Below are 25,403 nucleotides of genomic sequence, written 5' to 3' on the forward strand. Positions count from 1 at the left end.
CGGTCGAGCTCGGCGTAGCCGAGCCGCTCGCCGCCGCCGGCCACCGCCGCCGCGTCGCCGCGCACGGCGGCGACGCGGGCGAACAGCTCCGGCAGCGACCGGGCGCCGGCCACAAGGTCGGGCTGGTCAGACAGCTGCATGGTTGCCACCGACCGCCATCACGTCACCCTGGTCGACCGGCTTGTAGTAGTCGGTGGGGTGGACCTGGTCGCCGAAGTCGCCGAACATCCGGCGCAGGCGCGGCGACATCCGGTCCAGCACCTCGGCGGGCTGCTGGAGGTAGTCGTGCGGACGGTGCCAGAGGTGCCCGTAGCGCAGGATGAAGGTCTTGCGCTCCTGGACCTTGTTGGGCGCCACCGCGTGCCACAGCGAGTACGGGAAGATCAGCACGTCGCCCGGCGCGGCCTTGACCTCCAGGGCGTCGTCGGGCAGCACCCCCTGGCGCAGCGGCTCGTCGAGCTCCTCGATGTAGCAGAGCGCCGTCCGGTCGGTCGGCACCTTGCGGTGGCTGCCGGGGACGAGCAGGAAGTTGCCGCTGTCGGACTTCGTGGTGTCGGTGAAGAACACCTGCGCCTTGATCTGCAGGCTCGGGCTGCCGTGGACGAGCCGCAGCTGCTGCAGGTACTCGCCGCCGTCGGTGTGCCAGTACTCCAGAGCCTCGTCCTGGAGCGAGCGGACGAAGATCTCGGTGCCGAGCAGCTGGACGCTGCCGGCGAGCAGCGACATCAGCGGGCCGACCAGCTTCGGGTGGTCGAGGAAGTAGTCCATGCCGGCGGTGCGGGCCACCGCGTCGCGCACCCGCACGGTGTGGGCGCGGTCGGTGAAGCTGGCGTGGTTCTCGATGGTCCGCGCGCCGTCGGCGACCACCTCGTCGATGACGGCGAGGCCGCGCTCCACCTCCTCGGGGCTGAACAGGCCCTTGAGGTGGAGGTAGCCGTTCTGCTCGTAGCTCTCGAACTGCTCGTCGGTGAGCGGCGTCCAGTCGCGCTCGACGGCGGTCTCGACGGTCGACTCGCGAACGGTCGCGATGTGCATGCCGGTGTCCTGCATGGTGTTCTCCCTCGTCGACGGGTTGGTGGGCACGGGCGCGCCGGTCACGGGCGCAGCTCCTCGGCCCACCGGTGCAGCCGGGCCTCCACGGCGTCCCACAGGGCCAGGACGTCGGGGGCGGTGTACCAGTCGGTCTTGAACATGACGTTCACGGTGACGCCGTCCTCGTCCTCGTCCCAGAAGGTCGCGATCGCGGCGTCGTGCCAGCCGTTGGAGATCCGCAGCGGTGCGGTCCGCACGCCGGGGATCTCGATCTCGCCGACGCTGCGGCGCATGGCGAGCGGCCGGGCGTTGAAGGTGACGTACGGGACGGTGGCCTGCCGGCCGAGCGCCGGCGGGTCCATCAGGTCGATCAGGGCGGGCCACGGCAGGTCGCTGTCGTCGAGCGTGGTCAGGATCCGCTCGCGGAAGTGCCGCAGGTACCCGACCGGGTCGGGGTGCCGGCCGGGCTCGCTGGCCAGTACCGTCTTGCTGGCGAACCAGCCCACGGTGTGGGTGAGTCCGGGCAGTTCCCGGTTGGCGGTGGACAGCGTGGTGGCGACCACCGGGCGGCCCGAGCGCTCGTACAGCGCCCGGTGGAGCGCGGCGTGCATGAGGTTCAGGCCGGTCATCCGCAGCGGGCGGGCCGCCGCGGCGAGGTCGCGGCACAGCTCGCCCGGCAGTCGGCGGACGAAGTCCTCGTTCTCCTCGTACCGGATGCCGGTCGCGCCGCTGAACCCCTCGACCGGCATCGCCGGGATCGCGCCGACGCCGTCCAGCCGGGCGGCCAGCCGGGCGAGCGCGGCGCGCCCGGCCGGCGAGTCGACGGCGAGGTTCTGCCGGCGGACGAACTCCTGGAAGGGCAGCTCGACCGGCGGCAGCGGCGGCACCGCCGCGCCCACCTCCTGCCCGTAGAGCACGGCGAGGTCCCGGATCAGGGCGTTCAGCGACCAGCCGTCGCTCACCATGTGCTCGGTGACGAGCGCGAAGTACGTCTCCCGCGGCGAGCGCGGCAGCACCACCAGCCGGGCGACCGGCCCGTTCACCAGGTCGAAGGGCTCGATCACGGCGTCACGGACCGCGGCCCGGTCGGCCTCCTCGTCCGCCCCGGCGGGCAGCCGCCGGAGGTCCTGCGGCTCGGCGGCGCCGACGTGCCACAGCGCCCGGTCGGCGTCGAAGCCGCTGAGCAGGGCCGGGTGCCGGCGCTGCACGGCGTGCCAGGCGCGGTTCAGCGCGGCCGTGTCGAGGGTGCCGTGCAGGACCAGCGGCAGGGTGCTGTGGTGCGGGTTGAACACGCCCCGTTCGGCGTCCTCCCGGGTCTGGCCGAGCCGGTGCCGGTGGTTCCAGGAGGCCCGCAGGGTCTCACGCATGGTTCAGCTCCCGCTCCCGGACCAGGTCCGTGAGGGCCGGGAGCCCGTCCGGCGCGCCGGCCCGGACCATCGAGGCGCCGTCGTGGGCCCGGCGCCCGCCGTCGGCCCGCAGCGGGCGCAGCAGCAGCTGCGCCGGGTCGCAGATCACCTCGACCAGGGCCGGTCCGTCCTCGGCCAGCACGGTGGCGATGTCGGCGTCCAGGGTGCCGGTGTGCCGCAGCGTGCGGTACGGCAGCCGGAACGCGGTGGCGACGGCGGAGAAGTCGAGGGTCTCGGGCTCCTCCAGCTCCGGTCCCCCGACCAGCGCGGCCTGCGACTCGCGGATGGAGGCGTAGCCGCCGTTGTTCAGCACGAACACCTTGATGCCGAGCCCGTACTGGCTGATGGTGGCGAGTTCCTGGATGTTGAGCTCGATCGCGCCGTCGCCGACGATCACCAGCACCTGGGCGTCCGGCCGGGCGAAGGCCGCGCCGACCGCCATCGGCACGGCCGCGCCCATGTTGAGGAAGGCGGCCGAGGTGATCTCCCGCTGGGAGGCGGTGAACTCCAGGGTCTGGCCGGTGACGTAGTAGGCGCTGCCGGTGTCGACCACGAAGACGTGGCCGGGGCCGGTCTGCGCCTCCAGCCGGTCGACGAACCGGTAGGAGTTGATCGGTCCGTCCGGCCGCTGCTCGCCGACGGTCGGGTGGGCGGCCTTGAGCGCGGCGCACTCGGCGAGCCAGTCCTCGTGGGCGGGGGCGGCGGGTGCGGCCGCCTCCTCCTGGAGCGCCTCGACCAGCCGGCCGACGTCCATGCAGACCGGGAAGTCCACCCGGACGCCCTTCTTGGTCAGCTGCGAGGGGTCGATGTCGACCGCGACGACGGTGGCCTCCGGGTCGAAGGCGTCCGCGTCCTCGCCGACGAAGGCGGTGGAGAGGCTGGAGCCGAGCGAGATCACCAGGTCCGAGCGGCCCATGATCAGCCCCGGGTAGAGCCGGCCGCGGATGCCGCCCTGGCCGAAGCAGAACTCCGAGTCGTAGGGCAGCAGGTCGGTGCCCAGCCGGGAGGTGACCACCGGGATCCGCAGCTTCTCCACCACGGCCCGGAAGGCCGACACGGCGTCGGCCTGCCGGACGCCCTGGCCGGCGACGATCAGCGGGCGCTCGGCGGAGCGCAGCATGGTCATCAGCTGCCGGGCGGTCTGCCGGGCGCCGGAGCCGCGCGGTTCGGCGGCGGGCGGCTCGGCCCCCTCCAGGGCGTCCGGGTCGACCAGCGCGGCCTGGACGTCCAGCGGGATGTCCAGCCAGACCGGGCCCGGGCGGCCCTCCAGGGCGTGCCGGACGGCCTCGTCCAGGTGGCGGCGGATGTCGCCGGGGCGCTCCACCACCGCGGAGTACTTGGTCATGCTGCGGGCGCTGTGCACCACGCCGAAGCCCTGGACGCCGAAGGAGCGCACGCCCTCCTCCATGTGCCGGGTCTCGACCTGGCCGGAGACGACCAGGACGGGCACGCCGTCGGCGTAGGCGTCGACCAGTCCGGCCAGCGCGTTGACGGCGCCCGGGCCGCTGGTGACCAGTGCCACCCCGAGCTCGCCGGTCAGCTTGGCCGCGCCGGTGGCCATCAGCGCCGCCGCGGTCTCGTGCCGGGCGCAGATGGTCACCAGGCCGGACTGCTGGCTGAAGGCCTGGTCGAGGTGGATGGAGCCGGTGCCGGAGAGGCTGTAGCAGGTGCGCACGCCCAGCGCGTGCAGGTAGCGGGCCGTGTAGTCGGCCACGGTGACGGTCATGCCAGCCACTGCGCCACCCGCTTCGCCACGCCCTGCGCGGTCAGGCCGAAGTGCTCGTAGAGGAACTCGGCCGGGCCGATCGGCGCGTACTCGTTCGGTACGCCGAGCTGCAGCACGGGCACCGGGTGGGTGCGCACGACGGTCTCGGCGACCGCCCCGCCGAGGCCGCCGTTGAGCACGTGGTCCTCCGCGACGACCAGGCGTCCGCTGTGGCGCGCGGCCCGTCCGATCGCCTCCGCGTCGATCGGCTGGACCGAGCCCAGGTGCAGTACGCCGGCCCGGACGCCGTCGGCCGCGAGCAGTTCCGCGGCCTCCACCAGGCGGGTGGTGAGCAGGCCGGTGCCGACCAGGGTGACGTCCTCGCCCTCGCGCAGCTGCACCGAGCCGCCGTACGCGAAGGTGTGGTCGGCCGGGAACAGCTCCGGGGTGTCGAGCTTGCTGACGATCCGGATGTAGACCGGGCCGTCGTGGGTCATCGCCTCGCGCAGGGCGGCCACGGTGTCGTTCGGGGTGGCCGGCGCGAGCACGGTCATCCGCGGGATCGACCGCATCCAGGCGAGGTCCTCGACGGCGTGGTGGGTGCCGCCGAGCGCGCCGTAGGCGAGGCCGCTGACGAAGCCGCAGAACACCACGTTGGCATTGGTGTAGGCGGCGTTCTTGATCTGCTCCAGCGCCCGGGCGGTCAGGAAGCAGGAGGCCGAGTAGACGAACGGGCGCAGGCCGGCGTTGGCCAGGCCGATCGACACGCCGACGAGGTTCTGCTCGGCGATGCCGACGTCGACGAAGCGGTCGGGCAGCTCGGCCTGGAAGCCGAGCGCCGAGTGGGTCTCGGCCGAGTCGTTGTTGACGATGCAGATCCGCTCGTCGGTGCGCGCCAGTTCGAGCAGGGCCGCCGAGAAGGCGGCGGCGCAGTCAGTCGTCGGTGCCATGCTCAAGCTCCCGGAGTGCCTGGTCGAGAAGGTCGGGGGTCAGTCGGCGGCTGTGCCATTCGAGGTTGCGCTCCATGAAGGAGACGCCCTTGCCCTTGACCGTGGCGGCGATCAGGCAGGTCGGCCGGCCCGGCTCCAGCGGCGCGCCGCCGAGGACGGTCAGCAGTTCCTCGACGTCGTGGCCGTCGACGGTGCGCACGGCCCAGCCGAAGGAGCGCCACTTCTCGTCCAGCGGCTCCAGGGCGTTGATGTCCTCGGTGCTGGCGCCCTTCTGGGCGAGGTTGCGGTCGACGATGACGACCAGGTTCTCCAGCCCCCGCGAGGCCGCCAGCATCGCGGCCTCCCAGTTGCTGCCCTCCTGGAGCTCGCCGTCGCCGGTGAGCACGAAGGTGCGGCGGCCGGAGCCCTGGACCCGGGCGGCGAGGGCCGCGCCGACGCCGAGCGACAGGCCGTGGCCGAGCGAGCCGGTGTTGAACTCGATGCCGGGCACCCGGGTGGAGACCACCGTGCTGAGCCGCGAGTCAGCCGCTCCGTAGGTCGCGAGCTCCTCCTCGGGCAGGATGCCCCGGAGCGCGAGCACGCTGTACATGGCGGCCGAGGCGTGCGCCTTGCTGAGGATGAAGCGGTCGCGGTCCGGGTCGTCCGGGCCGCCGCGCAGCACGCCGAAGTGGAGCGCGCAGAGGATGTCCATGGCGGAGAGGTCCGCCCCGATGTGGCCGGTCCCGGCGGTGCTGACCGTGGTCAGCGCGAGTGCTCGGGCCCGTGCCGCCCGGCGGCGCACCAGCGCCACGTCTTGCGACGACAAGTCTTGATCCTTTCGGTGGGTCGGGGTCGTGGTCGAGGTCGTCCCGGCGGTCAGGCCGTGAACTCCTGCCACTGGTCCAGGCGCTGGAGCGCGAAGACGTCCTTGACCCCGGCGATGCTGTCCTCCAGGTGGGCCGAGTGCCCGGTCTCGTAGATCGAGCCGAGGGCGGACCGCAGGGAGGTGATGGTGGCGCGCAGGCCCTGGTTGGCGTAGATGACGGCGGAGACGCCGGCCGCGCGGGCCTCGTCGGCGTGCCAGTCGGGGTAGGTGGTGGGCACCACGACGACCGGCAGGCGGTCGTCCCACTGGTCGAGGAAGGAGAGCACCTCGTCCTTGGTGGCCTGCTTGGAGTGGACCAGGACGGCGTCGGCCCCGGCGTCGGCGTAGACCGCGCAGCGCTTGAGCGCCTCGTCGACGCCCAGCCCGCTGATCATCGCCTCGGTGCGGGCGATGACGAAGAAGTCCTCGCTGCGCTGGGACTTCTTGGCCGTCTCGATCTTGTGGGCGAAGGCGTTCACGTCGAGCAGGCTGTGGTCGGCCGCCGCGAAGCTGTTCATCTTCGGGAAGATCTTGTCCTCCATGCAGACGGCGGTGATGCCGGCCTGCTCGTACTCGGCCACCATGTACGCCACGTTCATGCTGTTGCCGAAGCCGGTGTCGCAGTCGGCGACCACCGGGACGGAGAGCGCCTTCTGGATGTGCGCGGCCGCGTCCAGGTACTCGCTCATGCTGAGCAGGCTGGCGTCGGGCAGGCAGCGGGCGGCGGAGATCTCGAAGCTGGAGGCCCAGACGGCCTGGAAGCCGACCTGCTCGGCGATGACGCCGCCGAGCGCCGAGTGCGCGCCGGCGATCCGGACCAGCGGGTGGTCCGCGAGGACGCTGCGGAAGGAGGGGTAGCTGTGGGGGGTGGGACTCACGTGGTGCTCCTACGTCATGGGTGATGGTTCATTCGACGGTTCGTCGGACACGCCGGCCGGCGGGGCGTCCCGGACGAAGGCCCAGAGGGCGATCAGGCCGCAGACCACGAACACCCCGGCCAGCAGCAGCCAGCCCGCGGCGCCCATGCCGAGCGGGAGCATGACCACCAGGGCGGGCCCGAAGAACTGCTGGAGGCCCCGGCCGAGCCCGAACACGCCCTGGTACTCGCCCATCCGGCCCTCGGGCGGCAGGGTGAAGGACAGCCCCCAGCCGCCGGCGGACTGGGCGAGTTCGCCCAGGGTCATCAGGACCGTGCCGGCGAACAGCAGGACGACGGCCAGCGAGGTGTCGGCGGCGCCGGACCCGGCGAACAGGCAGCAGGCCAGCGCCATCAGCAGACCCGCCCGCAGCAGCAGCCGGCCGGAGCCGGACACGGTGTCCGAGCCCCTGCCCGCGGCGACCTGGAGCAGCACCACCAGAACGGTGTTGACCACCGTCAGGGCCGCCACCAGGGCGCCCGGGGCGCTGGTGCGGTTGACGATCCACAGCGGCACGCCCACCGCGAGCACCGGCTGGAACAGCTCCAGGATCCCGGAGAGCGCGGTGGCCAGCAGGAACCGGCGGTCCCGGAAGGCCTCCCAGGAGCGTCCCGCGGTGGCCGGAACCACCTCGGGTCCGTCCGGCCGCAGGCCCAACGCCATGATGGCACACAGCAGTTGGAGCGCCACATTGACCGCGATCACGATCAGGAAGGCGATCCGGGAGTCCGTCGCCAGGGCGGCCCCGGCCAGACCGGCGCCGGCCGTGAAGCCGAGATTGAACAGGCTGCGCATCCTCGCCCGGACCCCCGCGGAGCGGGCGGAGCCGAACAGGGCGTGCGTCAGGGCCGCGCGCAGCGGGCTGCCGACAGTCTCGCAGACCGCGATCGCGCAGGCCACGGCCGTGAACGCGGCCACACCCTCGACGAAGGCGTAGCCGACGAACAGCACCGCGAGCAGACCGTAACTGGCCGCCAGCGGCCGCCGCGCACCGAACCGGTCGGCGACCCGCCCGCCCGGGACGGTGGCCAGGAACCCGCACAGTCCGGCCGCCGACATGGCCACCGAGACACTCTCGGCGGACAGGCCCACGGTCCTGGTGAAGAAGATGGCACTGGAGGTCAGGAAGAGGCCGGTACCGAGCGACTGGGTGAGCGTGAGCACACCCATGCGGCGCTCGGCCCCGGGCGCCGGGACGAGTTCCTTCAGGAACCCGGCGGCGGCCGAGCCGATGGTAGGCATGAGTCATCCAGGGGGTGGTTCGCGGAGGTGGGCACGCCGAGGCCGTGGCCTTCGGATCCCGGCGGTGCGGGGCGGCGCCGACGGCCCACCGGGGCGCCCGCGGACGGGACGCCTCAGAGGTGGTCGAGCAGGTCCCGGGCGGTGCGCGTCACGGGCCGGCCGTCGACGACGAACTCGTAGGCCAGCAGGGCGACCGCCCGCTCCACCAGCGCGGTCATGCCCCGGTGGTCGGCGGCCGAGCCGCACAGCATGTCGAGCAGGGTGGTAGCCGTCCCGGCGGCCAGCTCGGTGCCGGGCCGTACCGAGAGCCGGTACGAGTCGACCCCGGGCAGCGCCCGGACGGCGGCCTGGCCGTCGACCCGGGTCAGTCGGCCGCCCCCGGTGGGACCGGGGGTGTAGTACTGGAAGTGCACCCGCTCCGGGCGGGCCGGATTCGGCCCGACCTCGCGGCCGAGCGCCAACTCGCCTGCCAGCGCGACGAGATCGAGCCCGAGGGAGCGTGCGGCCAGATCGGTCTGGTCGCCGCCGAGGCGGCCGTTGACCTCGATCAGCCGGGGCCCGGCGGCCGTCAGCTTGATCTCGGTGTGCACCAGACCGTGGGTGACCCCGAGCGCCCGGAGCGCCCGGTCGGCCAGTTCGACCACCTCGGCCTCCGGCCCGGGGGCCAGCTGCGAGGGCCAGAACTGCCCCGACTCCCGGAACGGCGGTGCCAGCGGCAGCTTGCCGGTGACGGCGAAGTGGCGGATCCCGCCGGGGGTGACGGCGCTCTCCACCGACACGTAGTCCCCGAACGGCGCGCAGTCCGCCCCCTGCAGGAACTCCTCGACCACCAGGGCCGGTTCGGCGCGCAGGAACTCCTCGACCACGGCGGCGCCGTGCTCCGGATCCGTCACCAGGACGGTGTTCCGGCTGCCCTCCCCGCGGACCGGCTTGACCACGGCGGGCAGGCCCACCTCGGTCAGCGCGGTGCGCCAGCCGTCGGCGTCGGTGAGCAGCGCGCTGCGCACACCGTCCACCCCGGCCTCCCGGAGCCGCCGGCGCTGCGCCGCCTTGTCGGTCAACACCCTTACGGTTTCGGGGGTGTTGAACGGCAGGCCGAGCAGTCCGGCGAGCCGGGCGGTGTCGGCGAGCATCCGTTCGCTGAACGTCAGGATGCCTGCGGCTCCGTACTCGCGCAGCCGGGCGACGACCGCCCCGTCCCCCTCGGCCAGTGTGACGACGCCGGCGCAGTTCTCCTCGAACAGCGGGGCGACCTGCCGGGCGTGCTCGGAGTCGGCCAGCGCGACCAGTACCGGAGCCGTGCGCCCCAGGGCGATCACCTCGCGCGGCGAGGCCGAGCCCTGGTCGTAGACGACGACGATGGCCATCGCTCAGGCGCGATCGAAGAGTCGTGGGTCCTCGACGGCCTCGGCGAGCTGCCGGAGGGTGCTGCGGCGCAGCACCGCCGACCGGGGCATGTCCAGACCGGATTCAATGGCCCGGGTGGAAATCGCGAGGGCCAGCAGGGAATCCCCGCCGAGATCGAAGAAATCGGCGTCCAGGTCGCCGACCGGCGTACCGAGGACTTCTTCCCAAATACTTCTGAGTTTTTCTGTGGTGCTGGTGTCGGACATACCAGGCCTCTCCCCGTCGGCGTGCATCCGTGAATCGATTATTGGAGCAGGATTGCGGAACTGTCAATTCCGGGAGAACAGCGGGTTAACCGGAGTCGGTGCCGGAATTCCTGCGGGCAGGGCGAATCACGGCACCGCCCCGGAAATGGAATTCCCGGCGGAACCGCCCCCCTGCGGCCGGTCTCCCGGCAGGATCAGCCGGCGACCGCCACGACGGCCGTCCGCGCCGCTCCGACCTCGACCGCACCACCGGCGGTGCGCAGGTGCTCGATCAGGTCGGCGATGGAGATCAGCGCCAGGCCGTGCCGGCGGGCGAACTCCCGCAGCTCCGGCAGCCGGGCCATCGCGCCGTCCGCCATCGCGATCTCGCAGATGGCCGCCGCCGGACGCAGACCGGCCAGCCGGCACAGGTCCACCCCGGCCTCGGTGTGTCCGGCACGCGCCGGCACACCGCCGTCGACGGCCCGCAGCGGGAAGACGTGGCCCGGGCGCACCAGCTCGGCCGGGCGGGTGCCCGGCTCGGCCAGCAGGCGCAGGGTCAGGGCCCGGTCTGCCGCCGAGATGCCGGTGCTGATGCCGGCCGCGGCGTCGACCGAGACGGTGAACGCGGTGCGGTGGTGCTCCGTGTTGTCGCGGACCATCTGGTCCAGCTCCAGCCGGTCGAGGTCCGCGCCGGTCATCGGGGCGCAGAGCAGCCCGCGGCATTCGGTCATGGCGAAGGCGACCAGTTCGGTGGTGGCGAGCTCGGCGGCGAAGACGAGGTCGCCCTCGTTCTCGCGGCTCTCGTCGTCGACGACGACGACCGCCCGGCCGGCCGCGATCTGCGCGACCGCGTACTCGACGGAGTCGAACGGCTGCTCGGTGTCGCCGACCGCGTACGAGGTCGCGTCGGCGGTGGTCGTGCCCGTGGTGGTGGTGCCCGTGGTGCGGCCCATCGGAACTCTCCTCGCGCTCGGGGCGCGGACTTCCGGGGCTGATGGAGATGGGCGTGCAGGGGCGGTCGTCGACCGCATTCCGGCGGAAAGCGGCCCGCGACCGACCGGCCGACGGGAATCCCCCCGGCCATCGGTAAAACCTGCCCGCCGCGCACTGCCTCCCTTCCGGACTTTAACCGTCGGTCCAGGAATTTCACCTGGTCAACCGGCCGCTGGCGGCGGACGGGTCGCGGACTGTGACCGCCGGTTCGGAATTTCACCGACCCCGGAGTGCGCAAACGTCTTGAACAACGCTCGTCAACCTCGCACACTTGCCGCGATCTTGACAAGGCGTCGGTGAACCGGCGGCGCCGTGGGCTGCATCACACCGCCGATCGGGGGTTCCCGACCCCGCCGTTCGGCGGGCATTGCCAATGCGCCGGGGGCGTGCCTAAGATCCGGACCGCCGATGCCTACCCACGAGTAGCGACCCCCGTTCGACCTGCGTCGAACCACTGGGGAAGGGGTCCGAGGGGCAGGCGCACGGCACTCCGGCGGGGGCCGGAGTCTCGCCGCCCGCGTTCCGGGGGCGGCACTGCGAAACGGGGGCAAGACGTTCATGCACGATCCTTCGAGCGGTCCGAGGCGCTTTGCCGTGCCCGCCGCGCCCACCGCGTCAGCCACGTCAGCCGTGTCCACCGCGTCCACCGCGTCCACCGCGTCCGTCGGTGACGCGTCCGGCCGGGGCGCGGCCGGGCCGGCGACCGGCCTCGGCACAGCCCTGCCCGCAGCCGGCGACGAGCTGCTGACGCCGAGTCAGATCGTGCTGCGCCGGGAGATCCTGGACGGGCGGGTCTGGCTGAGCTACCCCGTCCGGGTCGTCGCCCACGAACCCGACCTGCTCGCCGTGTACCTGGCCCACGACACCCGACTCGCCTTCGGGGAGGGCGAGTTCAGCTGGGGCCCGCACGGCTGGAGCACCGTCGCCGACCGCTGGCGCAGCCCCGGCGTCCTGCAGCTGCAGCGCCCCGGCGAGGCCCACGCCGTCTGGGCCTTCCGCGACCCGGAGACCGACGAACTCTCCGGCTGGTACGTCAACTTCCAGGACCCGTACCGGATCACCGCCGAGGGCGTCGACACCCTCGACCACGAACTCGACCTCTGGATCCCGGCCGACGGCGGCCCGTACCGCTGGAAGGACGTCGAGGCCTTCGAGGAGCGCGCCCGCACCGGCGGCTTCACCCCCGCACAGGCCGCCGCCGTCCGCGCCGAGGCCGCCGGGCTCGCCGCCCGGATCGACCGCGGCGACACCTGGTGGACCGAGCGGTGGACGCACTGGCGACCCGCCGCCCGGTGGACCGCTCCCCCTCCCCCGGCCTGAGCCGACCCCCCGCCGTCCGACGGTCCACCCGACCGCCCGGGCCCGTCGGGGCACCACCCGTGCCCCGGCAGCGCGACAGCGCGGCGCCACCGCACCGCGGCACCCCGATGCCGCGCCGGCGCGCACGCGGCAGTCCGCACCGCAGCAGCCCACACCGCTGCATCAGCACCACAGCACCGCAGCACCACAGCACCGCGAAAGGAACGACCGATGCGCATAGCCCTGGTGACCTCCCCCGGCTCCGTCGAGATCCGCGAGACCCCGCGCCCCGAGATCGGCGAGGACGACGTACTCGTCCGGATCGCCGCCTGCGGGCTGTGCACCATGGAGGCCAAGCTCTACACCGGCGCCATGCCCGTCTACCCCGTGGCCGCCGGACACGAGGTCTCCGGCCGCGTCGAGCAGGTCGGCGCGCGCGCCGCCGCACTGGAGGACGCCCCCGCCGTCGGCGACCTGGTCACCGTGGACCTGCTCACCCGCTGCGGCACCTGCCGCCACTGCCGCTCCGGCAACAGCGCCATCTGCGCGGCGCCGCAGGGCAGTCTGCTGCCGGACGGCAGCATCAGCATGGGCGCCGGACTCGCCGAGTACGTCCGGGTGCCGGCCGCCCACGCCTGGCCGGTCGGCGACGCCGACCCGCTGCACGCCGCCATGGGCGAGCCGCTGGCCTGCGTGGTGCACTCGTTCCGGCGCGGCTCCTTCCAGCCCGGCGACCGGGTCGCGGTGATCGGCGGCGGCTTCATGGGCCGGCTGCACCTGCTGCTCGCCCAGCACCACCAGGCCCGCTCGGTCACCGTGATCGAGACCGACGAGGCCCGCCGCGGCGCGGCCCTGCTGGCCGGCGCCGACCACGCCGTGACGCCCGAGGAACTCGCCGAACTCCCCAAGGCCGACGTGGTGTTCGTCACCATCGCCTCCCGCGAGGCGATCGCCGCCGGCTTCCGCGCCGCGGCCGACGGCGCCCGGCTGGTCCTCTTCGGCGGCTCCCACGACACCCCCGACGCCGTCCTGCCCGGCTACGAGGTGCACCGCCGCCAGCTCACCGTGACCGGCTCCTACAGCCAGGAGCCCGCCGACTGGCGTGCCGCCGCCGCCCTGCTGCGCAGCGGAGCGCTCGCCGAAGGACTGGCCCCGCTGGTCACCTCCCGCCACGAACTGGCGGACACGGACAAGGCCCTGACCGAGAGCTCCGGTTCGCCGGTCTTCCGGGTCTTCGTCGAACCGCGCTGACTCTCCTGCCCGCACACCCTCCTGACACCCCGTCGGGCGCCCTCCAGGCGTCGGACACCCACCCGCACCCGCACCACCAGGAGACCCCCCATGAGCACCACCCCCGCCGCCACCCGCCCCACCCTGCGGATCGGCGCCCAGCTCCACCCCCAGCACTGCGACCTGGCCGACCTGCGGGCCGCCTGGCGCGCCGCCGACGAACTCGGCGTCGACTCGCTGTGGACCTGGGACCACTTCATGCCGCAGACCGGCGACCTCAACGGCCGTCACTACGAGTGCTGGTCGCTGCTGGCCGCGATGGCCGTCGAGACCAGCCGCGCCACCATCGGCTCCCTGGTGACCTGCACCGCCTACCGCAACCCCCACCTGCTCGCCGACCAGGCCCGCACCGTCGACCTGCTCAGCGGCGGCCGCCTGGTGCTCGGCGTCGGCGCCGGCTGGTTCGAGCAGGAGCACCGCGAGTACGGCTACCCCTTCCCCGGCCCCGGCGGCCGGATCGACGCCTTCGAGGAAGCCGTCACCGCGATCCGCGACCGGCTGACCCGGCTCAACCCCGCGCCCGTCGGCCCGCTGCCGATCCTCATCGGCGGCGGCGGCGAGAAGCGCACCCTCCAGGCCGTCGCCCGCTACGCCGACCTGTGGAACTGGTACGGCTGGGACTCCACCGACCCGGTCGCCGAGTTCGCCCGCCGCAGCGGCCTGCTCGACGACTGGTGCGAGAAGGTCGGCCGCGACCCGCGCGAGATCGGCCGCACCGTGATGATCGACGCCCCGCAGACCGGCCTGGCCGAGGCGTTCGCGGCGGCCGGCGCCACCGAGATCATCGTCTCCGTCCCCGGCCCGTTCGACCTCGCCCCGGTCCGCGAACTGCTCGCCCTGCGCGACGGCCTGGCCGGCCGATGAACGGAACCGGGCAGCCGGACGGCCGTCCCGGCGCCGGGTTCCACGGCCTGATGGCCGCCCTGCTGGCGTCCAGCGCCGGCATCGGCCTGGTCTTCCCGCTGACCAGCATCTACATCAGCGACCAGTTGGGGCTGGGCGGGACCGGCGCCGGCACCTACTTCGTGGCGATGGCGGCCGCCGGGTGCGCCGCCGCGGTCCTCGGCGGCCCCCGGGCCGACCGGGGCAGCGCGGCGGCGGTCGGCGCGGTCGGCACCAGCTCGCTGGTCCTCTCCTACGCGCTGCTCGGCGTCGCGGGCGGCAGCCTGCCCGTGACGGCCGCCGGCCTGCTCGCGGGCGTCGGCTACGGCCTGCAGTACGCGGCCATCACCGGGGTGGTCACCGCCCTGGTGCCGGCCGCGGGGCAGCGCCGCGCCTTCGTGCTGCGCCATGTGATGACCAACGCGGGCATGGGCCTGGGTGCCACCGGCGGCGGGCTGCTGCTCGCCGCCGGCCGCCCGGCGGGCACGCTGCCCTGGCTGTACGAGGCGGCGGCCGCCGCCTCGGTGCCGCTCGCCGTACTCTTCCTGCTGGTCCACCGGCGCCGGCCGGCCGTGTCCGAGGTGCCTCCCGCGCCCGACAGCGGTGCGGCGGACCGGGAACCCGACCCGCCGGGCTACCGGGCACTGCTGCGCAGCCGTCCGATCGCCCTGCTGATGCTCGCCCAGGCGCTCTTCGCGACCGCCGGCTTCACCCAGATCGAGGCGACCGTCCCGCTGCTGCTGCACCACGGCATGGGCATCGGCCTGGCCGGCGTCAGCGCGGTCACCGCCGGCAACGCCCTCGTCCTGCTGCTGCTCCAGCACCCCGTCGCCCGGCGCCTGGAAGCGCTGGCCGAGGAGGCCGCCCTGATCGCGGCGCCACTGCTGTGGTGCGCCGCGTTCGGCGCGGGCGCCCTCGCGACGGCCACCGACGGCACCGCCAGGACCGCCCTGCTGGCCGCCTTCGCCGCGCTCTTCGCGATCGGCGAGATCGCCTACTCCTCGGCGTTCTTTCCGCTGCTGGTACGGTTCTCGGGCCCCGCCTCGCTCGGCCGGGGCAGTGCACTGTCCTCGCTGGCCTGGAGCACGGGGACGGCCGTCGGGCCACCGCTGGGCATCGCGGTCGTGACGGCCACCGGCACCGGCACCGGCTGGCTCGCTCTCGCCGCGGGCGCCGCGGCGGTCCTGGCCGTCACCCTCCTGCTGCGCCGCGCGGCCCGATGAGGAGCGCACCGAGCCGGCCGCAGCCCGGCGCCAGAACCACCCACCCTGCGTACGGGGAGACGAACGGAGCTTCCGTGTCAGAGCTGAAGACCGCCCACCGGACACCTGCGGAACCGGCCGCCGCACCGGCGCCCCGGGCCACCGGCCCCGGCCGGTCCGCAAGGGCCAGCGGCCGCCTGGCGACGGTACTGCCGCCGCTGGTGTTCGGCCTGGTCCTGGTGGGCACCTGGGACATCGTCACCCGGACCAAGGCCGTCTCCGCGTTCTTCCTGCCCTCCCCCGGCACCGTCGGCCAGGCCTTCGTCGACGCGATCACCGACGGCGGACTGCTCGGCTACGCCTGGCAGACCGTCGTGGAGAGCGCCGCCGGCAGCGGCCTGGGCATCGCGGCGGCCCTGCCGCTCGGCTACCTGATGGCCCGCAGCACCGTCGCCGCCCGCGCCCTGCAGCCCTACCTCGCCGCCTCCCAGGCCGTACCGGCGGTGGCGCTCGCGCCGCTGCTCGCCCTGTGGATCGGCTACGGGCTGCTGCCGATCGCCATCCTCTGCGCGCTGCTGGTCTTCTTCCCGATGCTGGTCAACACCATGCTCGGCCTGCGCGAACTCGACCGCGACGTGCTCAACGCCGCCCGGGTCGACGGGGTGGGCCGGTGGGGCATGCTGCGCCACATCGAGTTCCCGCTGGCGCTGCCGAGCATCCTCGCCGGGGTGCGCACCGGGTGCACGCTCTCCATCACCGGCGCGGTGGTCGGCGAGTTCGTGATGGGCGGCGAGGGCCTCGGCCAACTGCTCGCCGTCCAGCGCGGCCAGGCCGACTCCACCGGCCTGTTCGTCTCGCTGCTCACCCTCACCCTGCTGGCCGCCGCCACCTACGGCAGCGTCCGGCTGGTCGAGCTGACCGTGGACCGCTGAGCGCCGGCTCCCCGTAGGGGCCGCTCCTCCGCTCCTCCGGTACCGCCTCCCGCTCCTGTTCCCGTGTCTGCTCCCGTGTCTGTTCCCGCTCCTGTTCCCGTCGGAATCCCTATGAACAAGGACTGTCGCATGCCCAAGACCACCGCCCGCACCGCCGGGGCGCTCGCCCTCCTCCTCGCGGGCAGCGCCACGCTCTCGGCCTGCGCCTCCGACCCGACCGCCGCCAAGTCCTCGGACGGCAAGTCCGGCGGCGCCGTCACCGTCGGCCTCACCTACATCCCGAACATCCAGTTCGCCCCCTTCTACGTGGCGGAGAGCAAGGGCTTCTACAAGGAGGCCGGACTCAAGGTGACGCTTCGTCACCACAGCTTCACCGACGACCTGTTCGGCGCCATGACCGCCGGCCAGGAGGACGTGGTGTACGCCGGCGGCGACGAGATGCTCCAGGCCCGGGCCAAGGACGTGCCGGTCGTGGACATCGCCACCCTCTACCACACCTACCCGGTGGCGATGCTGGTGCCGCAGGACTCCCCGATCCACACGATCGCGGACCTGCGCGGCCACAGCGTCGGCACCCCCGGCCCGTACGGCGAGACCTACTTCGGCCTGCTGGCCCAGCTGAAGGCCGGCGGACTGACCACCAAGGACGTCGACGTCCAGCACATCGGCTTCACCCAGCAGGCCGCCCTGGTCGGCAAGAAGGTCGACGCCGTGATGGGCTACCTCAACAACGACGCCGTCCAGTTCCAGCAGGCCGGCCTGGCCGTCCGCCCGGTCGAGGGCACCGGCGGCGCCTCGGCCCTGCCCCTGGTCGCGGCCGGCCTCGGCGCCACCAGGGCCACCCTGGACAAGCGCGGCGACGACGTGCGCAAGTTCGTGGCGGCCACGCTGCGCGGTGTGCAGTACACCGTCGACCACCCGGACGAGGCGGTGACGATCAGCAAGAGCTACATCCCGGGCATGAACGACCAGAAGCAGCAGGACTCCGCCCTCGCCGTCCTGCGCGCCACCGCCCCGCTGATGCAGCCGCCCGCCACCGGGAAGCCGGGCCTCAACGACCCGGCCACCTGGGACCGGATGGCCGCCTTCATGCAGGAGCAGGGCCTGATCGAGAAGCCCGCCACCCCCGCCGAGGCCTTCAGCAACGAGTACCTCCCGTAGGTCGCGGGCGGTTCGGGCGCAGTGGGGGCCGGCCGGGTCCGACCGGGTTCGGCCCCCACTCCGGTCAGCGGCGGCCGAGGGAGCGGTACGTCCAGCCGGCCGCGCGCCACGCCTCCGGGTCCAGCACGTTGCGGCCGTCGACGACGGCCCGGACCGCGACCTCCTCGCCCAGGGCCGCCGGGTCGAGTTCCACGAACTCGCGCCACTCGGTCAGCAGCAGCACCACCTCGGCCCCGCGCGCGGCCGCCGCGGCGGAGGCGGCGTAGGCCAGGTCGGGGAAGGCCTTGCGGGCGTTGTCCAGGGCCGCCGGGTCGTACACCGCGACCTGCCCGCCCTCGCGCGCGATCGCCGCCGCGACGGCGAGCGCGGGCGAGTCGCGGATGTCGTCCGACTCGGGCTTGAAGGCGGCGCCGAGCACGGCGACCTTCCGGCCGGCGAAGGAGCCGGCCACCAGCTCCCGGGCGTGGTCGACGGCCCGGCTGCGGCGGCGCAGGTTGATCGCGTCCACCTGCCGCAGGAACTCCAGCGACTCGCCGGTGCCCAACTCCTCGGCGCGGGCGACGAATGCCCGGATGTCCTTGGGCAGGCAGCCGCCGCCGAAGCCGAGACCGGCGGCGAGGAAGCGCCGGCCGATCCGCTCGTCGTGTCCCAGCGCCTCGGCCAGCCGCACCACATCGGCCCCGGCCGCCTCGCACACCTCGGCGATCGCGTTGATGTACGAGATCTTGGTGGCCAGGAAGGCGTTCGCGGCGGTCTTGACCAACTCGGCGGTGGCGTAGTCGGTGACCACGGTCGGGATGTCGCCCAGCGGCCCGTACAGGTCGCGCAGCAGACCCTCGGCCCGGCCGGGGCGCACCCCGAGCACGATCCGGTCGGGCGCCAGGGTGTCCTCCACCGCGTGGCCCTCCCGAAGGAACTCCGGGTTCCAGGCGAGTTCGACGGCCTCCCCGGCGGGCGCCAGCGCGGTGAGCCGCTCGGCCAGCCGCGCAGCTGTGCCGACCGGGACGGTGGACTTGCCGACGACCAGGCAGGGCCGGTCCAGGTGCGGGGCCAGGGCGGTTACGGCGGAGTCGAGTTGGGAGAGGTCGGCGGCTCCGGAGTCCTTGCGCTGGGGCGTGCCGAGGCAGAGGAAGTGCAGGTCGCCGAAGGCGGCGGCCTCCTTCGGGTCGGTGCCGAAGCGCAGCCGGCCGGCGGCCAGGTTGCGGCGCAGCAGTTCTCCCAATCCCTTCTCGTGGATGGGCAGTTCACCCTGGTTGAGGGAGTGGACCCGGTCCTCGTCGATGTCCAGTCCGAGGACCTCGTGGCCGAGTTCGGCCATGCAGGCGGCGTGGGTGATGCCGAGGTAGCCGCTGCCGATCACCGTCAGGCGGTGTCGCACGGTCGGTCTCCTGTCGTTGGTGGGGTGCGTGGCATTGCCGGACGGGGCAGGGAGGCCGGCCGACGGAGGGGGGCGGCGGACGGGGCCGGCCGACCGGGGGGGCTGTGGCCCGGGTCAACCGACGGCCCGGGTCAGCCGACGGCCCGGGTCAACCGGCGGACGGGCCGGACGGCGAGCAGCGCGAGGGCGCAGCCCAGGCCGACCAGCGCGCCGAGGAACAGCAGCCGGTGCACGCCGACCAGTCCGCTGACCGGACCGGCGACGGCCTGGCCGAGCGGGACGGCCAGGATGGAGCCGGCGATCTCGTAGGCCGCGACCCGGTTGAGCTTGTCCTCCGGTATCCGGGTCTGGACCGAGGTAGCCCACTGGACGCCCCAGAACGCCCACCCGATGCCGCTGACCAGGTAGCCCGCCATCAGCAGGGGCACCGGCGGCACCAGCGCGGCGGACAGCGGCATCAGCGGGAAGAGCAGCATCGCCACCGCCCCGCCGAACAGCGGACGGGACGGGCGCAGCCGGATCGCGACCAGGCCGCCGAGCACGCAGCCGACGCCGAAGGCGCTCTCCGCCCAGCCGAAGGCCGCCTTGCCGTGGGCGTCGATGATGGAGACCGCGCCGACCGGGGTGATCGGGCCCCAGACCGCGACGCCGAGGACCCACCAGATCAGGATCACCGACCACAGCCAGGAGCGGGAGCGGAACTCCGTCCAGCCCTCGCGCAGGTTCTGCAGGGTGGAGGCGCTGCGGTCGGGTTCGACGTGGGGCAGCCGCAGGGCCGTCAGGCAGAGCCCGCTGACCACGAAGGTGACCGCCGTCGCGGCGAAGACCGACGCCGGGGAGACCACGGCGACCAGGGTGCCGGCGAGGGCCGGGCCTGCCATGGTGGCGACGCCCTGGCTGACCCGCAGCACGCCGTTGGCCTGCTGCGGGTCGGTGGCGACCTGGGGGACCAGGCTGGTCAGCCCCGGCTGGAACATCGCGGTGGCGAGCCCGCCGAGCACCGAGGCGAGGACCAGCAGCCACAGCGCCGGGTGGCCGAGCCAGAGGCAGAGCGCCAGGCCGGCCTGGATCGCGCCGCGCGCCCCGTCGGCGGCGATCATCTGCGGCCGGGGGTGGAAGCGGTCGGCGAACACCCCGCCGAACACCACGAACAGGGCGAACGCCCCCATCCAGGCGCCCAGCGCGACACCGACCGCGCCCACCCCGAAGCCGAGCGAGAGCATCGCCACGGCCGTCGCGACGGGAATCATGGTGTCGCCCAGCACCGCCATGGTGCGGGCGGTGAAGTAGAACCCGAAGTTGCGGGTCCACAGGCGGGCCGGCGGGGCGGTCGGCGCGGCCAGGGTCGCGGCCATGGGGCTCCTTCGGGACGTCCGCCGGGGCGGGCGGGTGCTCGGGGTCGGGCGGGGGCGCTGTTCCGGCGGCTGCGGGCGCCGGGAGGCGGCGGGGGGCGGGGGGCGTCGGCGCCGGTTCAGAGCGCGAGCTCGACCCGGTACGCGCGCAGCCAGGCGTCAGTCTGCAGGGCGGTCTCCAGCGCGGCGCGACCGACCCCCGCGACCAGGGCGTCCGCGCCGTCGCGGGCCACCGCAGCCCGGATCCCGGGCGAGAGCAGCGGGGCGACCGGGCTGTCCGGGTCCAGGGCGACCCCGGCCAGCCGCTCCCGCAGCACCCGGTCGTAGCCGGCGTCCCGCAGGTTGGGGTACGGCGTCTTGATCCGCATCGCCACCGGTTCGGGCAGCAGGTCCTTCATCGCCGCCCGCAGCAGGCTCTTCTCCCGGCCGTCGAACGCCTTCATCTCCCAGGGGATGTTGAAGGTGTACTCGACCAGCCGGGGGTCGGCGAACGGCACCCGGATGTCGAGCCCGGCGGCGCTGCCGAGGCGGTCCAGCCGGTCGAAGAGCACCCGGGTGTGGCGGGTGTGCGCGAGGTAGGTGACCTCGCGGTAGCGGGCCTCGACCGGGTCGGCGACCACCTCGGCGGCGGCGATCTCGGCGACGGCGTCCCGGTGGCAGTCCCGCTCGTAGCCGGCCAGGTCGAGCTTGCCGAGCAGTCCGGCGTCGAAGAGCACGTCGGTGCCGAGGAAGCGCGGCCGGTTCTCCGCCACCCACGGGAAGGTCGGGCAGGCGATCCACTCCGGCAGCCGGTTCCAGTTGTAGCCGCCGAAGACGTCGTCGCCGCACTCGCCGGACAGCGCGACGGCGGCGTGCCCGCGCGCCTCGCCGAACAGCAGCCGCAGCGAGGCGTACTGGTCGCCCTTGTTGATCGGGATGTCGTAGGCGGCGAGCACCGAGGCGCGCAGCGCGGGGTCGAGCAGGTCCAGGCCGGCCAGGGAGATCTCGCCGTGCTCGGTGCCGGCGTGCTCGGCCATCAGCCGGGCGTAGCGGTGGTCCTCGTTGCCCTGCGCGGCGGCGCCGTCCGCGCCCGGCTCCTGGTCGTTGACGGCGAGCGAGCGGATCGGGCCGCTGCCCCGGCGGCGGGCGAGGGCGGCGGCCAGCGCGGTGAGCGAGCTGGAGTCGAGGCCGCCGGAGAGCAGCGAGCAGGGCGGTTCCCCGCCGTCCAGGTGCGGGGCGACCGCGTCCTCCAGCAGCGCGCGCACGGTGTCCACGGTGGTGCCCAGGTCGTCGGGGTGGCCGGCCACCCGCAGCTGCCAGTAGCGCCGCTCGGTCGCGCCCGAGCGGCCGACCCGCAGCAGCGCGCCGGGCAGGACCTCGCGCAGACCGCGGAAGACCGCGTGGCCGGGCACCCGGGCGACGGAGAGGATGTCCCGCAGACCGTCGGCGTCGAGGACGGGCCGGAAGCCGGGGTGGGCGAGCACGGCCTTGGGCTCGGAGCCGAAGAGCACGCCGTCCGGGGTGGCCGCCCAGAAGAGCGGCTTGACGCCCATCCGGTCGCGGACCAGCAGCAGTTCCTCCCGGCGCGGGTCCCAGAGGGCGAGCGCGTAGGTGCCCTCGATCCGGGTGACGAAGTCCTCGCCCCAGGCCAGGTACGCCTGGAGCACGGCCTCGGCCTCACCGCCGGTGACGGCGCGGTGCCCGGCGGCGGTGAGGCGGTCGCGCAGCGCGCGGGCGTTGGTGAGGTGGCCGGCGAAGGAGAGCACGGCGAGCGGGCCGGTGTCGCCGGGGGCGGTGAGCGGCTGCGGGTGCGGGTCGCGGGCGGTGCGGCGGTGGCCGAGGGCGGCGTGCGCGGAGCTCCACAGCCCCTCGCCGTCGGGGCCGCGCCCGGCCAGTGCCGTGGTCATGGCCCGGACGACCTCCTGCCCGTCCGCGGTGTCGCGGGTGTCGGCGGTGCCGTGGGAGGGGGTGCCGTGCGAGAAGTCGACCCAGCCGGCTATGGCGGACATGCGGTACTCCAGGGGTGGGCGGTGGCGGGTGGGTTGCGCTGACGGACAGCGGGGGCGGGCTGCGGGGGCGGCGGGGTGGCCGGCGGCGCCGGACGGGGCGCCGCCGGCCGGTACGGTCACGCCCGCGCGTCGGACCCGCTCGGGGCGGCGGGGGCGGTCCGGTCGGCGGAGGCGGTCCGGTCGGCGGGCACGGTGTAGTCGCCGTGGATGTCGCAGGCCCACCACTGGGCGAGGGCGCGCATGCTCTCGCGGAGCTCCGCCGAGGGCTGCCAGTGGAGTTCGGCCCCGATCAGCCCGGTCGCCATGGTCCAGCGGTCGACCGTCGGGTCCTGGATCCACTCCCAGGGCGTGCGGCGCGACACATCGGCCAGGAACCCGGCGAGCTCCTGCTCGTCGAAGGCCGCCGAGGCGACGTTGAGCACCGGCTGCGCGGGCGGGGCCGCGAGGACGGCGCGCAGCGCGTCGGCCAGGTCGCGGTTGTCCAGCACCTGGTGGCGGCCCAGCGGGTTCAGGGCGAGCGGGCGCCGGGTCCAGGCCAGGTTCACCCACCGCACCAGCGGACTGTCCTCCGGCGCGTACCGGCCGACCGGGTCGGCGAGGCGCAGGACCTGCACGGCGACGCCGTGCTCCGCGCCCCAGGCCAGGACGGCCCGCTCCTCGCGCCACCAGCCCAAGGCCACCGGGTCCGCCGGGGCGGCGGCCGGAAGCTCCTCGGTGACGGTCCGTTCGCGGCTGCCCCGGTAGACGGCCGAGGAACCGGCGTAGACCACCCGCTCCACCCCGGCCTTGGCGGCGGCGGCGAGCACCTCGGCCAGCAGTTCCTCGTCCTCGGGGCGGCCCAGGTGCACCACGTACCGGACGCCGTCGAGGTCCCCGGCGGACGGCCGCCCGGCCGGGTGCACCGCGTCGTGGCCCCCGTCGGCGAGCAACCGGGCCAACTGCCGGGCGAAGTCGGCGTCGCCGCCGGTGACGGCCACCCGGGCGAGCGGAACCGGACGGGGCGTGCGGACGGCCGGGTCGGCCCCGGCGCGGCGGCCGGCGGCGAGGGCGGTCAGCGCGAAGTCGCGCACCGCCGTGACCACCGCCAGCAGTTCGGCGACGGTGTACTCCTGGCACAGCCCGCCCGTCCCGAGGCTCTCCAGGACGGCGGCGGCGATCCGCGGGTCCGGCTCCGGCCGGTCGGCGGTGACGACGCCGAGCGCGAACGCGGTCAGCCACACGGGCCGACCGGAACCCTCCAGGAGCCCGGCCGCGGCGTCCGGCCCGGCGGCGTCCAGCGCCGCCAGGCAGGCGTCCAGCAGCCCGGTGCGGGCGAGCTGCCGCTCGGTCTCCAGGTACTCCCACTCGGTGCCCCGGAGGACGGCGCAGCGGGCCTCGCCGTACTGGTAGAAGGGCACCACCGGGAACCGCGGGCACGGCCCCTCGGCGTCCACCGGACCGGCCTCGCCGGTGAACAGGGTCGCCTGGCGGAAGCCGTGGTAGGTGTTGCCGGCGAGGCTGGGCAGGTCGTCGTGCTGCACGGTGCTGGGGGTGCAGAAGCGCACCGGCATGCCGATCGCGTTCAAGTAGCGCTGCACCACCACGTCGTAGGGCCAGCCGCCGCCGTGCTCCTTCTGGAAGGCCTCGTAGCCGCGGGCGGCCTCGGCGGGCAGGATCAGCGCCTGGCAGGGCACATGCTCCTGGAGGGTGTACGCCCAGGGCGCACCGACCAGCGCGGCCAGCCGGGCGACGGCGCCGTTGCGCGAGTCCCAGCCCGCGTAGAGGGAGATCGCCTCACCGGGCGCCGCCGCGGCGGCGCGCTCGGCGTGCTCGAAGAACCCCTCGGCGAACACCACGTCGTCCTGCAGCACCAGGTGGTGGGTGGCGTCGGGCGCCACGCAGGACCACGAGAGCGGCGCCACCCGGAGGGCGGTCGGACGGCCGTCCGGCTCGGGGTCCGTGATCACCAGGACGCGGCCCAGCGGATCGGCCTCGGCGATCCGCCGGGCCTCCTCCGCGCGCCGGGGGTGGCTCATCACCGCGCCGCTCAGCCGCACCTGGGCCGGGGCGTTACTGGCATCATCCATCGAAGTACCTCGCTGTGGGGGGTTGGGGTTTCGGTGGGTCCGGTGGGTCCGGAATACCGACCGGATCGGGGTCCGTGTCGGTTTTCACGACCGGATCCCTGGGGCCACGGGAATTCACCACGCCCGTACGGCGCGGACACGGCGGATCACGGCGGATCACGGCGGTTTCATTCCGCCGCTCCACCGCGCGTCCCGCCGTCACGATTCCTTGCGGCTGGTTTTTTGTTCCTGATCCCTTGCGCCCGATCCCTGAATCCGGATCCCGTATTGCTGATTCCTGATTCACGGGCCCGAGGACGACCGGGCGTTCGCCGTTCCGCCGCCCTCCGACCCGATTCGTCGAATGGCCGGGAAATTCGCCGCGTCAACATCCGTCGAGGTGGCGGGCGGAGTCAGCCCGCCTCGGCGATCCGCATCCGGTCGCGCTCCGCGCGCTCCTCCGTGCCCCGCCGGGCGGCCGCGTCCAGGACTTCCAGCACCCAGGCGGACAGATCGCGGTTGGCGGCGTCGGCGGCGTCCTCCCAGAGTCCGCGCCGGGCCTGTGTCACGGCGAGCCTGAGTTCGACGGCGATGGATCGCGCGCCCGTGCCCGGATTGGCCGCAGTGCGGATCCGGCGCCGGAGTTCGTTGCGGGACCAGCCGCCCTGCTGGGCCCGGTCGAGCCAGTTGTCCTGCACTTCGGGATCGAGCGAGGCGACCTCGGCGTGGTGCTGCATACTCAGGGCCGGCCGACGGCGGACCGCCGGAAACTTCCGGGCGACCCAGGCGTAGTTCCGCAGCGTCTGGTAATCCAGCGCGGTTTCGTCGATGGCCCTCCGGTAGCGTTCCGGATAACGGTCCTGGCCGTAGACCAGCCAGTCGCCGAGCCACCAGGTGGCGGAATCCGCCGCGGCCCCGAGAGCCTGCCCGATGCGCATCCACGCGTCGATCGGGAGCCGTGCCGGGAGAGCGAGTGAGGTTTGGTCCCGGGAGAGTTCCGGACTCCTCCCGGTACGTCTTCCCAGAATCCCCACGTCGTCCGACCGATCCGCCCTTCGCATGCTGTCCTCCCCGTTGTTCAGCAACAGTCGATCATTTTGAGGAACGAACGGCACCGCTTCAAGGTCTAGACCAACCTGGAGATCCCCCCACCCTCTCCTCCCACTCCCTCCCCCACCCGCCCCCGCCCG

General features: G+C 74.0%; 20 protein-coding genes, 1 pseudogene and 1 riboswitch. Of the genes and pseudogenes, 6 read left to right on the forward strand and 15 right to left on the reverse strand.

All coding sequences use genetic code 11. From position 1 onward, the window contains the following. Positions 1 to 126: 126 nt before the first annotated feature. From BI06_RS30690 to ribB, 10 genes and pseudogenes are all read right to left on the reverse strand, one after another. Positions 127 to 1,098: a phytanoyl-CoA dioxygenase family protein gene (locus BI06_RS30690; RefSeq protein ID WP_030398379.1), complete on the reverse strand. Its 972-nt coding sequence runs from the start codon at positions 1,096 to 1,098 to the stop codon at positions 127 to 129. Then, positions 1,095 to 2,399 (reverse strand): condensation domain-containing protein, encoded by a 1,305-nt coding sequence (locus BI06_RS30695; RefSeq protein ID WP_030398378.1) that lies wholly within the window; start codon positions 2,397 to 2,399, stop codon positions 1,095 to 1,097. The genes BI06_RS30690 and BI06_RS30695 overlap by 4 nt, the downstream gene beginning before the upstream one ends. Continuing rightward, positions 2,392 to 4,164: a thiamine pyrophosphate-binding protein gene (locus BI06_RS30700; protein ID WP_043472922.1), complete on the reverse strand. Its 1,773-nt coding sequence runs from the start codon at positions 4,162 to 4,164 to the stop codon at positions 2,392 to 2,394. The genes BI06_RS30695 and BI06_RS30700 overlap by 8 nt, the downstream gene beginning before the upstream one ends. Further along, entirely contained in the window at positions 4,161 to 5,093 is a 933-nt protein-coding gene (locus BI06_RS30705; RefSeq protein ID WP_030398376.1) for a transketolase family protein, read from the reverse strand. The genes BI06_RS30700 and BI06_RS30705 overlap by 4 nt, the downstream gene beginning before the upstream one ends. Then, on the reverse strand, positions 5,077 to 5,898 hold the full coding sequence (locus BI06_RS30710; protein ID WP_037782877.1) for a transketolase: 822 nt from the start codon (positions 5,896 to 5,898) through the stop codon (positions 5,077 to 5,079). Before BI06_RS30710 ends, BI06_RS30705 begins: the two co-directional genes overlap by 17 nt. A 50-nt stretch (positions 5,899 to 5,948) precedes the next feature. Next, entirely contained in the window at positions 5,949 to 6,815 is an 867-nt protein-coding gene (locus BI06_RS30715) for an isocitrate lyase/phosphoenolpyruvate mutase family protein (RefSeq protein ID WP_030398374.1), read from the reverse strand. A gap of 9 nt (positions 6,816 to 6,824) precedes the next feature. Further along, positions 6,825 to 8,096: an MFS transporter gene (locus tag BI06_RS30720; protein ID WP_051742175.1), complete on the reverse strand. Its 1,272-nt coding sequence runs from the start codon at positions 8,094 to 8,096 to the stop codon at positions 6,825 to 6,827. A 113-nt stretch (positions 8,097 to 8,209) separates the two neighbouring features. Continuing rightward, the gene (locus BI06_RS30725; RefSeq protein WP_107113425.1) at positions 8,210 to 9,463 is read right to left on the reverse strand and encodes an acetyl-CoA carboxylase biotin carboxylase subunit family protein; all 1,254 of its coding nucleotides are present in this window, start codon (positions 9,461 to 9,463) and stop codon (positions 8,210 to 8,212) included. Positions 9,464 to 9,466: 3 nt separating this feature from the next. After that, positions 9,467 to 9,709 (reverse strand): acyl carrier protein, encoded by a 243-nt coding sequence (locus BI06_RS30730; protein WP_043472926.1) that lies wholly within the window; start codon positions 9,707 to 9,709, stop codon positions 9,467 to 9,469. A gap of 239 nt (positions 9,710 to 9,948) precedes the next feature. Beyond that, positions 9,949 to 10,644: pseudogene (ribB, locus tag BI06_RS30735) on the reverse strand (3,4-dihydroxy-2-butanone-4-phosphate synthase); the annotation flags it as partial. A gap of 147 nt (positions 10,645 to 10,791) precedes the next feature. Further along, positions 10,792 to 10,922: riboswitch (FMN riboswitch) on the reverse strand. A gap of 392 nt (positions 10,923 to 11,314) precedes the next feature. On the opposite strand from ribB, the gene BI06_RS30740 reads away from it, so the two are divergent. The 6 genes from BI06_RS30740 to BI06_RS30765 all read left to right on the forward strand — a co-directional run bounded on the left by BI06_RS30740 (position 11,315) and on the right by BI06_RS30765 (position 17,450). Further along, the gene (locus tag BI06_RS30740; protein WP_233290333.1) at positions 11,315 to 12,004 is read left to right on the forward strand and encodes a DUF402 domain-containing protein; all 690 of its coding nucleotides are present in this window, start codon (positions 11,315 to 11,317) and stop codon (positions 12,002 to 12,004) included. Between the two features lie 210 nt (positions 12,005 to 12,214). After that, positions 12,215 to 13,234, forward strand: a complete 1,020-nt coding sequence (locus tag BI06_RS30745; protein WP_043472929.1) for a zinc-binding dehydrogenase — start codon at positions 12,215 to 12,217, stop codon at positions 13,232 to 13,234. A 90-nt stretch (positions 13,235 to 13,324) separates the two neighbouring features. Continuing rightward, a complete protein-coding gene (locus tag BI06_RS30750; RefSeq protein WP_043472932.1) occupies positions 13,325 to 14,137 on the forward strand; it encodes an LLM class F420-dependent oxidoreductase in 813 nt (270 codons plus the stop codon). Next, positions 14,134 to 15,378 (forward strand): MFS transporter, encoded by a 1,245-nt coding sequence (locus BI06_RS30755; protein WP_051742177.1) that lies wholly within the window; start codon positions 14,134 to 14,136, stop codon positions 15,376 to 15,378. Before BI06_RS30750 ends, BI06_RS30755 begins: the two co-directional genes overlap by 4 nt. Before the next feature lie 326 nt (positions 15,379 to 15,704). After that, positions 15,705 to 16,289 carry an ABC transporter permease gene (locus BI06_RS30760; RefSeq protein WP_244215774.1) on the forward strand — a complete coding sequence of 195 codons (585 nt, stop codon included), beginning with the start codon at positions 15,705 to 15,707 and terminating at the stop codon, positions 16,287 to 16,289. Positions 16,290 to 16,418: 129 nt separating this feature from the next. Then, a complete protein-coding gene (locus BI06_RS30765) occupies positions 16,419 to 17,450 on the forward strand; it encodes an ABC transporter substrate-binding protein (RefSeq protein WP_030398364.1) in 1,032 nt (343 codons plus the stop codon). 64 nt (positions 17,451 to 17,514) lie between these two features. On the opposite strand, the gene BI06_RS30770 is transcribed toward BI06_RS30765, so the two are convergent. The 5 genes from BI06_RS30770 to BI06_RS30790 form a co-directional block, all read right to left on the reverse strand. Continuing rightward, the gene (locus BI06_RS30770) at positions 17,515 to 18,828 is read right to left on the reverse strand and encodes a UDP-glucose/GDP-mannose dehydrogenase family protein (RefSeq protein WP_043472936.1); all 1,314 of its coding nucleotides are present in this window, start codon (positions 18,826 to 18,828) and stop codon (positions 17,515 to 17,517) included. Positions 18,829 to 18,959: 131 nt separating this feature from the next. Beyond that, positions 18,960 to 20,183 carry an MFS transporter gene (locus BI06_RS30775; protein ID WP_043472938.1) on the reverse strand — a complete coding sequence of 408 codons (1,224 nt, stop codon included), beginning with the start codon at positions 20,181 to 20,183 and terminating at the stop codon, positions 18,960 to 18,962. Positions 20,184 to 20,299: 116 nt separating this feature from the next. After that, positions 20,300 to 22,168, reverse strand: coding sequence for an asparagine synthase (glutamine-hydrolyzing) (gene asnB / locus BI06_RS30780; RefSeq protein ID WP_043472941.1), 1,869 nt, complete (start codon positions 22,166 to 22,168; stop codon positions 20,300 to 20,302). Positions 22,169 to 22,284: 116 nt separating this feature from the next. Continuing rightward, complete coding sequence (locus BI06_RS30785; protein ID WP_233290335.1) at positions 22,285 to 24,234, reverse strand: NAD(P)-dependent oxidoreductase; 1,950 nt, start codon at positions 24,232 to 24,234, stop codon at positions 22,285 to 22,287. Between the two features lie 392 nt (positions 24,235 to 24,626). Further along, complete coding sequence (locus BI06_RS30790) at positions 24,627 to 25,274, reverse strand: LmbU family transcriptional regulator (protein ID WP_167349802.1); 648 nt, start codon at positions 25,272 to 25,274, stop codon at positions 24,627 to 24,629. Positions 25,275 to 25,403 lie beyond the last annotated feature (129 nt).

The sequence above is a fragment of the Kitasatospora sp. MBT66 genome (assembly GCF_000710405.2).
Taxonomy (GTDB): domain Bacteria; phylum Actinomycetota; class Actinomycetes; order Streptomycetales; family Streptomycetaceae; genus Kitasatospora; species Kitasatospora purpeofusca.

Excerpts from the sequence above, each read along its gene's own strand:
- BI06_RS30790 (WP_167349802.1), bottom strand. The coding sequence starts at position 25,274 with ATGCGAAGGGCGGATCGGTCGGACGACGTGGGGATTCTGGGAAGACGT.
- BI06_RS30765 (WP_030398364.1), top strand. The coding sequence starts at position 16,419 with ATGCCCAAGACCACCGCCCGCACCGCCGGGGCGCTCGCCCTCCTCCTC.
- BI06_RS30700 (WP_043472922.1), bottom strand. The coding sequence starts at position 4,164 with ATGACCGTCACCGTGGCCGACTACACGGCCCGCTACCTGCACGCGCTG.
- BI06_RS30755 (WP_051742177.1), top strand. The coding sequence starts at position 14,134 with ATGAACGGAACCGGGCAGCCGGACGGCCGTCCCGGCGCCGGGTTCCAC.
- BI06_RS30775 (WP_043472938.1), bottom strand. The coding sequence starts at position 20,183 with ATGGCCGCGACCCTGGCCGCGCCGACCGCCCCGCCGGCCCGCCTGTGG.
- BI06_RS30725 (WP_107113425.1), bottom strand. The coding sequence starts at position 9,463 with ATGGCCATCGTCGTCGTCTACGACCAGGGCTCGGCCTCGCCGCGCGAG.
- BI06_RS30720 (WP_051742175.1), bottom strand. The coding sequence starts at position 8,096 with ATGCCTACCATCGGCTCGGCCGCCGCCGGGTTCCTGAAGGAACTCGTC.
- BI06_RS30745 (WP_043472929.1), top strand. The coding sequence starts at position 12,215 with ATGCGCATAGCCCTGGTGACCTCCCCCGGCTCCGTCGAGATCCGCGAG.
- BI06_RS30695 (WP_030398378.1), bottom strand. The coding sequence starts at position 2,399 with ATGCGTGAGACCCTGCGGGCCTCCTGGAACCACCGGCACCGGCTCGGC.
- BI06_RS30750 (WP_043472932.1), top strand. The coding sequence starts at position 13,325 with ATGAGCACCACCCCCGCCGCCACCCGCCCCACCCTGCGGATCGGCGCC.
- BI06_RS30785 (WP_233290335.1), bottom strand. The coding sequence starts at position 24,234 with ATGGATGATGCCAGTAACGCCCCGGCCCAGGTGCGGCTGAGCGGCGCG.
- BI06_RS30730 (WP_043472926.1), bottom strand. The coding sequence starts at position 9,709 with ATGTCCGACACCAGCACCACAGAAAAACTCAGAAGTATTTGGGAAGAA.
- asnB (WP_043472941.1), bottom strand. The coding sequence starts at position 22,168 with ATGTCCGCCATAGCCGGCTGGGTCGACTTCTCGCACGGCACCCCCTCC.
- BI06_RS30705 (WP_030398376.1), bottom strand. The coding sequence starts at position 5,093 with ATGGCACCGACGACTGACTGCGCCGCCGCCTTCTCGGCGGCCCTGCTC.